This is a genomic window from Aquimarina amphilecti, from assembly GCF_900109375.1.
Lineage (GTDB): Bacteria > Bacteroidota > Bacteroidia > Flavobacteriales > Flavobacteriaceae > Aquimarina > Aquimarina amphilecti.
In genome coordinates this window covers 232,210-247,209 of the sequence record NZ_FOAB01000006.1, presented here as the reverse complement: position 1 = coordinate 247,209, position 15,000 = coordinate 232,210, and the positions used below count along the sequence as shown (strand labels likewise).

The window sequence follows — 15,000 nt, the reverse complement described above, 5'->3', positions numbered from 1 at the left end:
ATTATTTTTCTTTTTTTAACCAGTTACCGCTATACTCACAGTCTCTGTACTCTCCATTAATTTTTATATAGGTATCATTAATTTTTTCTTCCTGCCAAGCTCTTATTGCCTCTATTTGCTTTTTTCTAAGTGCTAGCTCCTGTATTTTTAAATAATCTTTAGAATAATCTGCTATATGCTCATCAAAACGATTTAGTACAGTAATCAATTTAAATTTTTTACGTCCTTGACGATCTTGGTCTGGAATTACTAACGAAACTTCATTCGTTTTTAATTTTGATACTTGATCGTACAATATAGGATCAATTTTGGTAAGTTCAAAACGTGTATCCCCTGTTGTAGGATTTAGTAATTGTCCTCCATCTTCCTTAGTTTCTTTTTCGTCACTAAATTTCCTAGCAGCTTCTTTAAAACCGATATTCCCAGAAACTACTGCAGTACGAACCGAATCAACAAGTTTTTGTGCTACATCAACACTTTCTCTAGTAACATCCGGAATCAATAAAATATGCCTTACATCAATTTCTTCTCCTCTAATTTTATCCAATTGTATAATATGCCAACCAAAATCTGTCTTAAAAGGTTCACTAACTTCTCCTACCTGCAAACTAAAAGCAACATCTTTAAATTCTTTAGCAAAAGGTGTTTGTCTATTTAATGTATATTTTCCTCCTTTTGATTTCGATCCTGGATCTTGAGAGTATAAAACTGCTTTGGTTGCAAAACTACTACCATTCTCTACAATATCCGTTCTAAACTGTTTTAACCTATCGATTACTTTTTGCTCTTCTTCATCTGGTATTTTTGGATCTATTACTATCTGAGCAAGTTCTAATTCCGTTCCAAAAAGAGGTCTTTCAGCTTCTGGAATTTCATCAAAAAACTCTCTCACTTCTTCCGGTGTAATCTCTACATCTTCTACTATTTTAGAACGCATTTGTTCTGCAAGTCTATTTCCCTTATTAATTTCAAAAAGTTCTTTTCTAAAATCCTCTTCACTTTCTTTTCTATAGAATTTTAAAACTTTATCCAGAGTTCCAAGCTCTCTTGTCATATAACTCAATTGCTGATCAACCATCGAATTCACCTCAGCATCTGTTACGATAACACTATCTTGTACTGCGTGGTGTGCATATAATTTGTTTTCAAACAAACTTCCTGCTAATTCACAACGACTAACATCTCCCGCAGAAACTCCTTCGCTTATCAATTGCTGGTAAGCAATCGTAATATCACTTTCCAATATTACATATTCTCCTATTACAGCGGCAACTCCATCAATCTTAATTCTTTGGAATGGATTTACAGAATCTTTCTTTGTCTCAACTTCCTTTTTTACATCTTCAATAATCTCCTGAGCATAGATCTGAGCACCGGTGCTACATAATAGCAATACAGCTATACAAATAGTATTCTTAATTGTATATTTCAAATTGTTTGTTTTTAATTGCATCTTTCGTGATATCCTTTTCTAATTTTTTTATCAGCTCCCGCTTTCTTTTATTCAATATGATTTGCCTTATTGTCGGTTTTATATAATCTAAAGGTGCTGTTTCTTTTTTCTTAAGCACTTCTTTAATTTTAATCATATATACTCCTAAAGAGTCACGCAACTGCACATATTTACCATCTTTTAAAATCTTATTTCTATCTTGATTCTTAAGAACAGGTATTTTATTTAATACTTGATCAAACTGAACCCAAACAGAATCATTAAAGGAAAACGTGGCAAACTCTATTTTTTTACTAAGCAGTTCATCAAGATCCTCTTCATTAAAACGATTAAAACGTGTTTGCGTTGCAACAATATTTTTATAATCAGGTGGCAAATGTAAGTAACGTAGCTTTACCAACTCTTCATTAAGAATAAAATTTTCTAAATTTTCTGAATAATAAGATGTCATATCATCTTTGGTAATCTCCATGTTAATGGATTTATTGATCACAGCATCTTTATAAGCATTGATATATAAAGTACTTTTATAATCCTCTACTAGATTATCAAATTCCTGAAGTTCTGCTTCCGTAAGATTTCTTTTTGATTGATCAATAAACAACTGTCTAGTTGCCCAGATATTAATATAATTATTTACTATGTTAGTACTATCCTCTATAGCTGTTCCCTTTGGAACAAGATCTTTTATATCGTCTTTATATAAGTATGTTTCATTAACTCTTGCGACTACCTCTTTGTTCGCATTTCGGTTTATATTCCCACAAGAGGCTAACACAAAAAGTAATATTATATTAAAGATAAACCTCATCTATATAGCTAATTCTTTTTTAATTTGTTTTAAAGTCTTTTTATTTAACTCTATAGAATATTTTTTCCTAAGCTCACTCAACCATTTCTTTTCTAAATCTTCTTGAAAATCATTGATAACTTTACCTTTTGTTTCTTCAAAAGTTTTAATTCTAGAAGGAAGTACTTCTACGACCTTGATCAAGGTTATATAATCATCTTCCTCGACAACAACAATCTGCTCTTTTTGTCCAGAAAATTTATCCGTTAACTTGTCTGTATTTTTAGTTAATTCTTCTTCTGTAAAAAGCACCATATTAGTATCAGAGATATTTACTTCTTTTTTAATATCTTCAATAGCGTTACTTTTTTCAATTTGTACTTTCACTTTGTTTATCAACTCCTTATTCGAAGAAGAAGCCTTTATTACCTTATAACTTTCATCTTTTATATAGGTATCTTTTCTAGATGTATAAAATTTTTGAAGTCCAATAGAATCATCTTTAGCAGCGTTCCATATCTTGGATTCCATAAGATCGAATAATAACAACCCATCTCTATATTCTGAAATCACATTGGCAAAATCCTGATTATCTGACTCTAAATGTTCCTCATAATACTGGAGTAGTTTAGCCGATTCATAATTATCATAAACATTCTCTACAAACAAAGAAACATCTTTTGTACTGGTCTTACGAGTTGCTTTCTGTTGCAAAAACTTTGCGAAATCTAAATAAGAAAAACTTTCTTTTCCTATTAAAAATACAGTCTTAGTAAGATTCTTATCTTCAGTTGGTATCTCCCATTTTTCATTAAATATTGTTGCCGGTACGTTCTTTTGGAAATAAGATATCGCTTCTTCATTTCTTTTTAAACCATATTTCTCTTTAAGAGAATTTATAAATGATTTTGTTATCAGCTGAGATCTACTATCTTTTTTAATTCTCTGAGTAAGTTCTCCTTTTAACTCATCAAAAGTTTTTGGTGGATGTTTTTCTAACAACTTTATAAGGTGCCACCCATACTTTGTTTTTACAGGTTTTGATAATTCTCCAGTAGATTGTAAAGCAAAAGCTACTTTCTCAAAATCTTCCGAATTTAATGCTCCTCGTCCAAATCGATTAATTTTACCGCCGTTCACGGCCGTGTTACGATCATCACTATATTGTTTTGCTAAAGATTCAAAAGAAGCATCTGTTTTAAGTTGTGTCCTTATTTCATTAATTCTTTCTTCTGCCTGATTTTCTGTTCTATCCTTATTAAAAGCAACCATAATATGAGCAACCGTAACTTCTCCTAAAGATTTTTCTTTCTCATTTACCTTTACTATGTGATATCCAAAACGAGTTTTAAAAGGTTCTGAAACATCTCCTACTGGAGTAGTAAAAGCTGCTTGTTCAAAAGGGTACACCATTCTAAACGCTGAAAACCAACCTAAATCACCTCCATTTTTTTTAGCAGAAGGATCCTGACTGTACTGAATAGCAGTTTCTTTAAAATCAGCTCCTTTAATAATTTTATTTCTTGCTTCTATTATTCTTTGATATGCCGCCAACGTATCTTTTGGTGATGCATTAGGTTTTACTTGCACCAAAATATGACTAGCATTTACTCTTTCTTGTAAACGATCGTACGCTTCTTTTACTAAAGCATCAGAAGCCTTCATATCTGTAAGATAGCCAGAAGAAAGTTGTTTTTTATACCCTTCAAGTTCTTTAATGTAAGATTCCTTTTTATCAAGACCTTGTTCCTTAGCTTCTTCTAACTTTAATTTATAATTAATAAAAAGCTCTAGATATTCATCAATATCTTTTTGGGATTCATCTTTTACAAGATCAATATTTTTAAGATATACTCTTTTAAATTCTGACCTATATACTGGTGAGTTATTAATAGTAAGTAATACAGCGTCTTTTTGTTGACCATACATTATGGTACAAAAGATGACTGTTAAAAACAATAAGATAGATTTTTTGTGCATAGTTCTCTCTAAATAAAGTCCCAAATCGGACAAAAATAACAATATTAAAGCGTTTTACAAGCTCTTTATTCTAACGAATCATAACCGTAATATAGTATTAAATAGCTTTTAAAATTTTAGTGTTCTGCATATATTGCCAACATATTGGACCAATACGAATATATTAAGTTAAAAAAAAGCGTTTTCAAAACCTAAAAACACATACTTTACAATAACCTTAACTATAAAATTTGGAAAGAAAATTAAAACTTATTTGGGACTTCAGAGGTCCTGTCGCAAGCAAAACAGCACAACATCACGTAATTCATCTTAATGAATATATTGTTTCCGAAGAGCTATCTATTAAAACTACAGGATATCAAGACATTAATGAACTACACTGTATTGCTTATATGATAGTAACTGATTCTGAAATGAAAAAAGTAAGAGATGCCTTAAAACCACATCGTGGACAATTGTTTGAAGAATAGATTTTTTATTTTTTTTTGTCTTGGCACGTATATTGCCTTAGACCTTATATATTTGCAAAAATTCTAAATCAAAAATTAAAGAAAAAGTTATAATGAAAAACATATTATTTCCAATATTAGTATTATTTATAAGTGCCCAAACAATAGCACAATCGAAAGTAGGAACTATTGATAGTGATTTTATTCTATCTAAAATGCCTGAACTCACAAAAGTACAGGAAGACCTTAAAGCTTACAATACTAAGTTAGAAGCTGATCTAAAAGTAAAAGTAGATGAGTATCAAGCAAAAGTAAAAGCTTATCAAGATGGTGTTGCTGCAATGACAGAACCAATGAAGAAAACAAAGCAAGAGGAGATTATTAATTTAGAAAACGACATTGCTAAATTTCGTCAAAATGGTTCACAATTAGTACAATTAGAACAGAATAAATTACTACAACCTTTATACACTAAAATAGGTAAAGTACTAGAAGAAGTTGCTAAAGCTGAAGGATACACGCAAGTACTAACAATTACAAGTAGTGGGTTAGCTTATGTAGATCCAAAATTCGATCTCACAAAAACTGTAATGACAAAATTAGGAATCCCGGTACAGTAATCTTAGATATTTGTACTCGTAAAAAAAAACGCTTCAAATAATTTTGAAGCGTTTTTTTTATCTATTTAAATTAAAAGCTATTTACCTACTATAATTAGGAGCTTCTTTAGTAATAGTCACATCATGAGGGTGACTCTCGTGGATTCCACTTGCTGTAATTTTCACAAAACGTCCTGTATCCTGTAGAGTTCTGATATCTTTAGATCCACAATATCCCATACCTGCACGTAATCCACCTACGAATTGATGAATACTTTCATACAACTCTCCTTTATATGCCACACGTCCAACAATTCCTTCGGGAACCAATTTTTTAATATCATCTTCTACATCTTGGAAATAACGATCTTTTGATCCTTTCTTCATTGCTTCGACAGATCCCATTCCTCGATAGGATTTAAACTTTCTTCCTTCGTAAATAATTGTTTCGCCAGGAGATTCTTTTGTACCTGCTAATAGAGAACCTAACATAACCGTATCCGCTCCTGCAGCAATCGCTTTAGGAATATCTCCTGTATATCTAATTCCGCCATCCGCTATTACCGGAACACCAGATCCTTTAATTGCTGAAGCAACCTCTAAAACAGCGGAAAACTGTGGAAATCCTACTCCAGCAACAACTCTAGTTGTACAAATAGACCCTGGTCCAATCCCAACTTTTACTGCATCTGCTCCTGCTTCTACTAAATATTTAGCCGCCTCTCCTGTTGCTATATTCCCAACAATTACATCTAATTCCGGAAATTTATTTTTTACTTCTTTTAAAACTGCTACTACTCCTTTAGTATGTCCGTGAGCTGTATCAATGACTACTGCATCTACTCCTGCACCAACTAAAGCGGCTGCTCGATCTACTGCATCACCTGTTACTCCAATAGCAGCTGCAACTCGAAGTCGCCCTAAACTATCTTTATTAGCACTTGGTTTTAGTGTTAACTTTGTAATATCTCTAAAAGTTATTAAACCAACTAATGTATTATCCTGATTAACAACTGGTAACTTTTCAATCTTATTATCCTGTAATATCACTTCAGCTTCCTGTAGTGATGTTCCTTCTCCTACAGTAACAAGATTTTCACTAGTCATTACTTCCGATATAGGTCTTTCATTATTTTTTTCAAAACGTAAATCCCTATTCGTAACTATTCCTAACAACTTATTATTATCATCAACTATAGGAATACCCCCAATGCTATGTTCACGCATATTGTTTTTAGCATCAACTACTTTTGCATCTAATGGTAATGTTACAGGATCAATGATCATCCCGCTTTCTGCTCTTTTCACCTTTCGGACTTTCATCGCCTGTTCCTGGATGGTCATGTTTTTATGCAATACACCTATCCCTCCTTCTTGCGCCATAGCAATTGCCATACGACTTTCTGTAACAGTATCCATAGCTGCAGAAACTATAGGAACGTTAATCGTAATATTTCTCGTAAATTTTGTTTTAATGCTTACTTCTCGTGGTAGTATTTCAGAAAATGCAGGGACTAAAAGTACGTCGTCGTATGTAAGTCCTTCTCCAACGATTTTGGATTCGTGTGCTGTCATCGCAATTAAGATTTAATTGCGTGCAAATATAAGTCTTTTTTAAAGGAATCCTATAAAAGTCAATAGGTAATATATGATTTGTTTATTTGTTACGTTTTTTGAAGCCAAGCTCTTGTATAATTACTTTAGAAAAACTCCTCTAAACATCATTAAACACTGTATTTAAATTAATTACAAATCCTATACTTATAAAAATCAATTCAAAAAATTAATAATAGCTTCACTTGTTTTAACATTTTTTTAATATTAAAATAGTATATTTCGTTGCTTTAGATCCCAAATCTATTAAGTGCCCTAAAAAATATCCTATGAAGATTAGTATTAACCTATTACTATTGGTAAGCCTATGCGTAAATATTACCAATGCTCAATTTACGGAGCTGCCTCCTACTAAAGTTCAGTTTAAGAGATCTAAACAAACTGAACGTAAGAAATCTAAAAGAAATTTATTCACTAAAAGGGTGATTCCATTCACATTAATTGCATCTGGAATTCTTCTATCTACTAGTGATTTTGAAAAATCACTACAAAGTGATATAAGAGGTTACGCAGGTGACAATTTTTATTTAAATATTGATGATTATACCAGGTATGCTCCTATTCTTCAAATGTATGCTGCGGATATTTTTGGGGTAAAATCTAGAAATCATTGGTTTGATCAAACAAAAAACTTATTAATTTCTTCTGTAGTTACGAGTGCCGCTACCACAATTTTAAAACAAGAAGTGGATAAAGAGCGACCGGGAGATCCTACTAAATTAAATTCATTTCCATCAGGACATACGTCGATGGCTTTTGTATCTGCCGCTGTGTTATATGAAGAGTTCATAGATAGTAGCCCGTTATTAGCATATAGTGGATATATCTTTGCTATTACTACAGGTAGTTTAAGAATGATGAATAACAAGCACTATCTATCTGATGTTCTTGTAGGAGCTGGAATAGGAATTTTGACAACAAGGTTAGTCTATCATTATGAACACCTAATCTCTTGGAACCCTTTTAAGAGTGATGATGACATTGCATTTGCTCCTCAATTTACCGGTGACAGTGTTGGATTATACTTTTCTAAATCTTTTTAGATACTAAATTCAATATCCTTCAGCATAAGAAAAATTTTCTCGGGACATATGCTTTACGTAATCTAATTTCAACCTAGTTACTTGTCTAAAATGTAAATAATCATGTGCTAACCAATTAGCAAGGAATTGTTGCGCACTCATTTCTCCAAAGTCCTTATGAATAGTCACATTATTCCAATTTGGATTTATCAAAGAATTCAACCAGTTAATGGATGCTTTTCTTTCCTTTAAAAAATCATTTAACATAGAATCATACTCTTGCTTTATATATCTTCTATCTATCACCCAACCTTCAGGGTCAATTGGTGCAAATCTTTTATTAGGGGTTTCTAAAATATGCCTAGTTCTTTTTCTAAAATCTTCTCTTTCCTCATCATACAGATGGCAAACTATTTCTAATAAACACCAACGGTTTGGCTTGTCTTTCCATAGATATTCTTCACTTGGAATACCCATAAATAATTCTTCAAAAACTTTTTGATTTCTTAATAGATTATTGATCATTAACTGATGATTCATTAGACAGGTTTTTATTTATTCTATGCTTAATTGAGTGAAGTAAAGATATATTTAATAACAAAGGGTAACAAACCCCTATAAAAACCAGTCCTTTAACTCTTTCTATGAATTATTACTTACAGTACTTTTGAAAAAACAATATTGAAATTCTTAATTTATTAGAGTTAGCCAAATTCAATACTAAACAAAAAGCCTAAAAATTCTAAAAACCAAAAACTCTCTATTTGAGTACGGGCCAGTCAGAACCGAGAGTTAAAAGAATCTAAATAAATGTAATTGTATGCATTTTTGACAATAGTGGAAGTACTCGAAACCAAGTGGTATATATTTTTTAGGCTTTTTTGATATATAAAAATTCAATTAAATCATTTCTATAAAAAAAGCTGTCTCCAAAATACCGAGACAGCTAATTATGATTTAATCAAGATGTAATTTCTATTGTAATCCTTTAAATAGTTCTTTTATCCACACGCACATAATCTACATACATATAGGTATTCCAGTAAATATTAATTCTAGAATTATCGAAAATACCAGTATTAGATCCAATATTTAGATTCAGTATAATATTATGATTTTTAAAATTTTGAAGTTTCAAGTCATTATCAACATTATTGTTATAATTAGCGACTCTATTACCGTCTACATATATTTGAACAGTAACCCATCCATTTCTATTGCTCCACCTCTGTTCATAAGTATGCCAACCTTCTCCTAAATTATATCCTCTTTCTGCACTTGTACCTAGTTGATTTTGAGAAGTATTTACTCCGTAAAACAAATTACTAGCAAATCTAGCGTTGTTACCAAAAGAATATCCTTCCATAATATCGCTCTCTCCTCGTGTAGGCCAATTTGTTTCATTAACTGTCCAGAAAGCTGGCCAAGCACCATATGTTTCTGAAAAACCCTTATAATTATTACCATTCTTCGCTAACAACTTAATTCTTGATATCACTCTATACTCTTCGTTATTTCCGGGATGAAAGTTAAAATAAGACTTAACATGACCTGATTCATAATTATTGTTGCTCTTTTTATAAGCTTGAAGACGTAAACAACTACTACCATCTAAACTAGCAATTTCCGAGTTCCAGTTCCTGTAATTACAAATACTTGAATTATAGTCGGCTCTGTTATGCGTTCTTTCCCATTGGTTTAAATTACCGTTGGAATTAAAATTATCAGTAAACTGCCTTACCCAAGGTCCGGCTTTGGCATCTATTTCATCTATATTTTCTAAATCAGTAGCTTCCTCTATTGCCAACTCTTCTGTTTCGCAGGCCGATGAGAAAAAAATGAATAACAAAACTCCAAAAAACTTGACAAACATTCTCATAGTGTTAAATTTAGTTAATGATTATGTTACTAAATTAAGAATGGATTCATCAACTTATTAAATAAACAAAGTAAACTATATTGAATATTCTATTTATGTGTTCTTTTTTTACGGATAACCTAAAACTAAAATCCTTTAACCAAAGATTTAATAAGGGATTACATAAATAAAGTAACGCAAACGTTTGCGTTACTTTTATCGCATTTTTTTAACTAAAATATTAAAACATAAGAAAAATTTAAGATGTTTTAGAAACAAAAAACTTGAAAATCAAGTCTTTTTCCTCAATTATTTATACAAAAAAAGACATATTAGTATTTTTAAAACCAAAAATCTCATCTTTTATCTTTAATAATCCTCTTATTTTATGAAATTAAATCCTTAATCTTATTCCCAACTGAACCACGCTCACCTATTCTAATAACACCTAAAATAATATTTGCTATTAAACCTGGGTCTGTTATAATTGAAGCCTTACTTGCTACTTTAAGATCTCTTTCTTCAATCAACTGTACTAACTCATCATCTGGAGCGCTATTAATTTTTCTAGCAAATTCCCAAGCTCCATCCCTTGCCAATTCCATGCTAAAATCAACCAAAAAATCATCAAATTCACTAGTCAAACTAAGAATTTTTTTAAGAGTTGGCCAAATACTCGCTAAATCATTTTGAACCTCTATTACTAATGATGATAGAATCTCATTGATCTTATCAAAATCTCCTTTAAGATTTTCAATATTTGTTCCTTGGGAAACTTCGGCAGCTGCTATACCTAAATCTAAGTTAATATGAGCATTCATCCCAATCAATAAATGTTGTAATACTATAGGCCAATAATCTGTAGATAAATCAAATGCTATTTGCCAAGAAATTGTTATTATCTCATCATCCTTGTATGAAAAATACGCCTCTAGATATCTACTAGCAAAAACTACATCAAGCTTTGCCATTCTAGGCCCATTATCAAAAAAATCATTTTCAATTCCTTCTTTAACTTTAATGGTTACTCTTCGATATAATGCCGCAAAATATCCTAAAGAATCATTTTCGACCTGTGATACTTTAATAATATCATCTAAAGAAGCGATGACATCATCAATGGTTGTGATTGGTTTCAAGTTATTATCTTATATACTATAGTTCCTTACTAATGTACTAAATAATTGTAAGTAATCTTCTTAGTTAATATCGGTTTTCTTATTAAGAATAGAATAAAAATTATATTTCAATTTCAACCCGAAATAATTTTCAGTAAATTTAATAACACACTGATTAGCAATGAAAAAGATCGATACAATCTTATTTATAATATTGATTCAGACTTCGATGTTAGCACAAATGAATCCTACTTTTATTGGTGCAAAATCTCATTACGGGTTCATTATAGCGCACTCACCTGAATTAAAATCAATTTCCCAAACAAATCCTTATGGATTACAATTAGAATATAGCTGGCTAAAAACAAGCGACAAAGCTTGGAAAACTTGTTTCTGCTATGGTAAATCCGGTTTTGCATTTGCTTATTTTAATTATGCGAATCCTGATATACTTGGTGATTCATATAACCTAATATACTTTGTTGAACCATATTTCACATACAAAGGTCCTTTAAAATTTTCGCTAAGAGGATCGGTGGGAGTAACTTATCTTGATCGAATATTCGATCAAGATACAAATCCTGAAAACTTATTATTCAGCACTCATCTTAGTTTCTATTTAGCACTATCTCTTAATCTTAACTATCATATTAATAATAATTATGCAATCAACGCATCCTTAAGTTACAATCATATTTCTAACGGAGGGCAAAAACAGCCAAACAAAGGAATGAATTTCCCGACTTTTTCTATTGGGGTCGATAAAATCATAAATAATATTGAATTAAAAAGAAAACCAAAATCCTTAAAATCTTATGACACTTCTATTGATTATTATTTAGGATCATTTGTCAGTTTAAGGTCTTCTGACAGAGAAGCTGAAGCTTCTAATCACCTTTTGATTGGATTTACAGGTGGAATGTTACGACCAGTATCTGGAATCAATGGGTTAAATGCTGGTATAGAACTTTGGTATGATTTTTCTGATCAAGAGATTGCAACACAACAAGGGATTAATGATTCTGCTTTTTCATCTTCAATTACGGCTGGGCATCATTTCTCCATTGGTAGTTTCTATTTCTTACAACAATTAGGATTTTATATAACTCGCCCAAAAAACATTCAGAGTAATTGGTTATATCAACGATATTCATTTTGGTACAGCATTGGAAAATCCAAACGTTGGACCATTGGAGCTTCTCTAATTGCTTACGGAAAAGTAGCCGACCATATGGATGGTCGACTTATTTATCTAATAAATTAATCTACTAATATATTAACTAACCTCTCCTATGATCGCTCTCTTTAACTCAATAATTTCTAATAAAACATTTATTTCTTTCTTTATGTTTTTTCTAACGGCCAAATAAGGAATTATAGCGCCAATAATATAAGATATATCAATCAAAACCATTTGCCATGTTTCGAAATACAAACTAAATTCTGGAGTAATCATATAAAAACCAAGTGTATATAAAACTATTATCCCTATAGTTATTGGTCCGTGAATCTTTTTTCTAAAATTATAGAACGCAATAGTATCATTAGTAGTTTGCAAAGCATCATCCACCATATTAATCTTTTTCGCCTTTGATACACTTATAAACTCGATTAGGATTCTTATAAACAATCCTCCTATCATAAATCCAGCCCCTACTCTACTTAATAACTCTTGAACTGGTGCCACAAAATAGAAAAAAGACATTATTCCAATCAAAACCAATGATAGAATAATTATGTTTCCATAATGAAAGCGGGTACTCCAACTTTTCTTTTTACTTATCAAAGAGAACATTTCCTCTGAATTGGGTGAATTTCCCTTTATATTATTTTTACTCTTCTGCCATTGACTCTGCAATGCTTCAAACTCATTACTCATGATCTAATATTTTTTTCAATCTCTTTTTTACCCTATGAATCTTCACTCTTACATTAGTTGGTTTTATTCCCATTATTTCGGAAATACTATCATAATCCTGTCCTTCTAAGACCATCATAATCAATAATCGATCTATTTCTTCTAGTTTACCTATTGCAGTATACAAACTCTTATGTTCATCAGAATTAACTTCATTAACTTCTTCTGCAACCATATGCTCAACTGCATCAATAGGTATCTTTTTTTTATTTTTCTCTTTTCTAATGTATTGTAAACATGTATTAACCGTAATCCTATATACCCACGTTTTATGAGCAGATTTACCTTTGAAATTATCCATTGCATTCCAAATATTTATAAATACATCTTGTGCTAGATCATAAGCTAAATTTTGATCTCCTTTCATATAACCTAAACACATCTGTAATACCATCGGATAACAATCAGTATAAATAATTTCAAAAAATTGTCGTTTATCTCTACCCATTATTTAAAAATCCATTTATCTTTTCATAAAGTAATTCTGGCTGATCAAACATAATGAAATGCTTACTATCCGATATCATTTCTATATGCTTATTAGGCAAATCTTTATATTGTTTTTCATAATTGGTTTTTGCGGTTTCAATAGTTGGGAAAGCTGCTCCTATGATTAAAGTTTTTGCTGTTACTTTATCTAGTGATTTTCTAAGATCTAGTTTTAACAAATCAGTATACCCGTATACATACGTCTCTCGATCCGCTTTTAGTATCCAATTTAACAAGGTATTTACCTTCTCTTTTTTATTAGTCATATTTTGCGCCATCATCGTAGCAGTTTGATTAAACTGTTCCTTATTCATAGATAACATTTGTTTATTATAAGAGCTATCGTATTGGATCTGAGCTTCTGTAACACCAGGCATCATTAACTCACGCATACAAGGTATTGAATCAATAAGAATTAAACTTTTTATTGAATCTGGTAAAGAAGCTGCTATATCAATTGCTAAATTACCTCCCATACTATGACCAATAATGATTACATCTGTTAACTTTTTTTCATTAACATAAGCTATCAATTCTTTTTTTATAGTGTCATACCAAGGCATAGCAATAGGTGCATTACCATCAAATCCTGCATAGGATACTAAATAGTTTTGATGATTTCCGTTTAAATTAGCGACGGTTTCATCCCAAACTGAACCAGGTGTAGTAAAACCAGGTAAGAATAAAACTGGTGTACCGCTTCCGGATATGTCAATAGTAATTGCTGGAGCTTGACTAAATGCAAAATTAAAGAGTAAGAAAAAGGCAATCGTAATTTTTAGACTTTTCATAATGTTTTGTTTTTGATTTCCTCTTTGATGCAATTCGTCATAAAATGTTACACTCAATAAAAAATTATTACACTTTTCAATAATCATTAACATCTCTTAATCGACACTATAAGCATTGATGTTTCCAATCTTATTATAAAATACTATAACAAGATCATCATTCTGGTGGTAGGGTATCATCTTTAAACAAACGTTATATAATAAAAGGGAAGAAACTATGAAATTTTTACAAACACACTTTAGATTGAATTTTAAGCTTATGATGAACTTTATGAAAGACCTACCTGCTTCTTGCGGATACGCTATAAGAAGATAAGCAAGTAGGGATATAACAGTAATCGACTAGTATTCAAACATTATTTCAGAATCATGATTACATTACATTTTACCATTGTTTAAACTTCGTAAATAAATAAGCCTATCAAAATTGATAGGCTTATTGATTAAAAAAGTTATGTAGTATGTATTAGATTACTTTTACATTTACTGCGTTTAACCCCTTTTTTCCTTCTTGTAGATCAAACTCTACTGCATCACCTTCTCGAATTTCATCTACTAATCCTGAAATGTGTACAAAATGTTCTTTGTTCGAACCTTCTTCTGTAATGAAACCAAAACCTTTGGCATCATTAAAGAACTTTACTGTTCCTTTGTTCATTGTAAAAATTTATATTAATTATTTATTAGATTACAAAGATGATGCCACATAAAAATTTTACAAACTGGCATGTCTTCAATGGTAAAGCTACAAATAATAATCATATCTCATTTACGGTAATACCTTTGATTGTTTATTAGATATCAATTGAGGCCATAAAAAACAATTATGTATCAGGTTAGTTCTAACCTTTATTTTTTTTTTAAGCTATTTAAAAACGGGTAACAAATTGGTATTGTCTTTGATCTATAATAAGAAAAA

15 protein-coding genes are annotated in these 15,000 nt (G+C 30.9%); 4 read left to right on the top strand and 11 right to left on the bottom strand.

All coding sequences use genetic code 11. The annotated features are described in order from the left end of the window. Position 1: 1 nt before the first annotated feature. The 3 genes from BMY33_RS16810 to BMY33_RS16800 are packed head-to-tail and all read right to left on the bottom strand — an operon-like array spanning position 2 to position 4,202. Positions 2–1,432 (bottom strand): peptidylprolyl isomerase, encoded by a 1,431-nt coding sequence (locus BMY33_RS16810; RefSeq protein WP_342028439.1) that lies wholly within the window; start codon positions 1,430–1,432, stop codon positions 2–4. Next, on the bottom strand, positions 1,416–2,264 hold the full coding sequence (locus BMY33_RS16805; RefSeq protein WP_091410714.1) for a peptidylprolyl isomerase: 849 nt from the start codon (positions 2,262–2,264) through the stop codon (positions 1,416–1,418). Before BMY33_RS16805 ends, BMY33_RS16810 begins: the two co-directional genes overlap by 17 nt. Then, positions 2,265–4,202 (bottom strand): peptidylprolyl isomerase, encoded by a 1,938-nt coding sequence (locus BMY33_RS16800; protein WP_170837108.1) that lies wholly within the window; start codon positions 4,200–4,202, stop codon positions 2,265–2,267. It abuts the gene before it with no gap. Between the two features lie 251 nt (positions 4,203–4,453). Between BMY33_RS16800 and BMY33_RS16795 the strand changes: the two genes are divergently transcribed. Beyond that, positions 4,454–4,693, top strand: a complete 240-nt coding sequence (locus BMY33_RS16795) for a hypothetical protein (protein WP_091410710.1) — start codon at positions 4,454–4,456, stop codon at positions 4,691–4,693. Positions 4,694–4,785: 92 nt separating this feature from the next. Then, positions 4,786–5,292 (top strand): OmpH/Skp family outer membrane protein, encoded by a 507-nt coding sequence (locus BMY33_RS16790; protein ID WP_091410707.1) that lies wholly within the window; start codon positions 4,786–4,788, stop codon positions 5,290–5,292. An 81-nt stretch (positions 5,293–5,373) separates the two neighbouring features. Here BMY33_RS16790 and guaB read toward each other — a convergent pair whose 3' ends face one another. Beyond that, positions 5,374–6,846 carry an IMP dehydrogenase gene (guaB, locus tag BMY33_RS16785; protein WP_091410705.1) on the bottom strand — a complete coding sequence of 491 codons (1,473 nt, stop codon included), beginning with the start codon at positions 6,844–6,846 and terminating at the stop codon, positions 5,374–5,376. A 308-nt stretch (positions 6,847–7,154) separates the two neighbouring features. Between guaB and BMY33_RS16780 the strand changes: the two genes are divergently transcribed. Then, positions 7,155–7,928, top strand: coding sequence for a phosphatase PAP2 family protein (locus BMY33_RS16780; RefSeq protein WP_091410702.1), 774 nt, complete (start codon positions 7,155–7,157; stop codon positions 7,926–7,928). A gap of 9 nt (positions 7,929–7,937) precedes the next feature. Here BMY33_RS16780 and BMY33_RS16775 read toward each other — a convergent pair whose 3' ends face one another. The 3 genes from BMY33_RS16775 to BMY33_RS16765 form a co-directional block, all read right to left on the bottom strand. Beyond that, the gene (locus BMY33_RS16775; RefSeq protein ID WP_091410700.1) at positions 7,938–8,447 is read right to left on the bottom strand and encodes a DinB family protein; all 510 of its coding nucleotides are present in this window, start codon (positions 8,445–8,447) and stop codon (positions 7,938–7,940) included. Positions 8,448–8,895: 448 nt separating this feature from the next. Further along, positions 8,896–9,786: a glycoside hydrolase family 16 protein gene (locus tag BMY33_RS16770; RefSeq protein ID WP_139195688.1), complete on the bottom strand. Its 891-nt coding sequence runs from the start codon at positions 9,784–9,786 to the stop codon at positions 8,896–8,898. A 365-nt stretch (positions 9,787–10,151) separates the two neighbouring features. Next, the gene (locus BMY33_RS16765) at positions 10,152–10,904 is read right to left on the bottom strand and encodes a DUF5995 family protein (protein WP_244543044.1); all 753 of its coding nucleotides are present in this window, start codon (positions 10,902–10,904) and stop codon (positions 10,152–10,154) included. Positions 10,905–11,064: 160 nt separating this feature from the next. Here BMY33_RS16765 and BMY33_RS16760 point away from each other — a divergent pair, with 160 nt between their 5' ends. After that, complete coding sequence (locus BMY33_RS16760; RefSeq protein WP_091410696.1) at positions 11,065–12,147, top strand: acyloxyacyl hydrolase; 1,083 nt, start codon at positions 11,065–11,067, stop codon at positions 12,145–12,147. A 12-nt stretch (positions 12,148–12,159) separates the two neighbouring features. Here the strand turns inward: BMY33_RS16760 and BMY33_RS16755 are convergent, their stop codons facing one another. From BMY33_RS16755 to BMY33_RS16740, 4 genes are all read right to left on the bottom strand, one after another. Then, positions 12,160–12,762 (bottom strand): hypothetical protein, encoded by a 603-nt coding sequence (locus tag BMY33_RS16755; protein ID WP_091410695.1) that lies wholly within the window; start codon positions 12,760–12,762, stop codon positions 12,160–12,162. Continuing rightward, positions 12,755–13,249 carry an RNA polymerase sigma factor gene (locus BMY33_RS16750; RefSeq protein WP_091410693.1) on the bottom strand — a complete coding sequence of 165 codons (495 nt, stop codon included), beginning with the start codon at positions 13,247–13,249 and terminating at the stop codon, positions 12,755–12,757. The genes BMY33_RS16755 and BMY33_RS16750 overlap by 8 nt, the downstream gene beginning before the upstream one ends. Beyond that, positions 13,242–14,081 carry an alpha/beta fold hydrolase gene (locus BMY33_RS16745; protein WP_170837107.1) on the bottom strand — a complete coding sequence of 280 codons (840 nt, stop codon included), beginning with the start codon at positions 14,079–14,081 and terminating at the stop codon, positions 13,242–13,244. The genes BMY33_RS16750 and BMY33_RS16745 overlap by 8 nt, the downstream gene beginning before the upstream one ends. 466 nt (positions 14,082–14,547) lie before the next feature. After that, complete coding sequence (locus BMY33_RS16740; protein WP_091410689.1) at positions 14,548–14,739, bottom strand: cold-shock protein; 192 nt, start codon at positions 14,737–14,739, stop codon at positions 14,548–14,550. Between the last annotated feature and the right edge of the window lie 261 nt (positions 14,740–15,000).

Excerpts from the sequence above, each read along its gene's own strand:
- BMY33_RS16805 (WP_091410714.1), bottom strand. The coding sequence starts at position 2,264 with ATGAGGTTTATCTTTAATATAATATTACTTTTTGTGTTAGCCTCTTGT.
- BMY33_RS16790 (WP_091410707.1), top strand. The coding sequence starts at position 4,786 with ATGAAAAACATATTATTTCCAATATTAGTATTATTTATAAGTGCCCAA.
- guaB (WP_091410705.1), bottom strand. The coding sequence starts at position 6,846 with ATGACAGCACACGAATCCAAAATCGTTGGAGAAGGACTTACATACGAC.
- BMY33_RS16780 (WP_091410702.1), top strand. The coding sequence starts at position 7,155 with ATGAAGATTAGTATTAACCTATTACTATTGGTAAGCCTATGCGTAAAT.
- BMY33_RS16775 (WP_091410700.1), bottom strand. The coding sequence starts at position 8,447 with ATGAATCATCAGTTAATGATCAATAATCTATTAAGAAATCAAAAAGTT.
- BMY33_RS16770 (WP_139195688.1), bottom strand. The coding sequence starts at position 9,786 with ATGAGAATGTTTGTCAAGTTTTTTGGAGTTTTGTTATTCATTTTTTTC.
- BMY33_RS16760 (WP_091410696.1), top strand. The coding sequence starts at position 11,065 with ATGAAAAAGATCGATACAATCTTATTTATAATATTGATTCAGACTTCG.
- BMY33_RS16755 (WP_091410695.1), bottom strand. The coding sequence starts at position 12,762 with ATGAGTAATGAGTTTGAAGCATTGCAGAGTCAATGGCAGAAGAGTAAA.
- BMY33_RS16750 (WP_091410693.1), bottom strand. The coding sequence starts at position 13,249 with ATGGGTAGAGATAAACGACAATTTTTTGAAATTATTTATACTGATTGT.
- BMY33_RS16745 (WP_170837107.1), bottom strand. The coding sequence starts at position 14,081 with ATGAAAAGTCTAAAAATTACGATTGCCTTTTTCTTACTCTTTAATTTT.
- BMY33_RS16740 (WP_091410689.1), bottom strand. The coding sequence starts at position 14,739 with ATGAACAAAGGAACAGTAAAGTTCTTTAATGATGCCAAAGGTTTTGGT.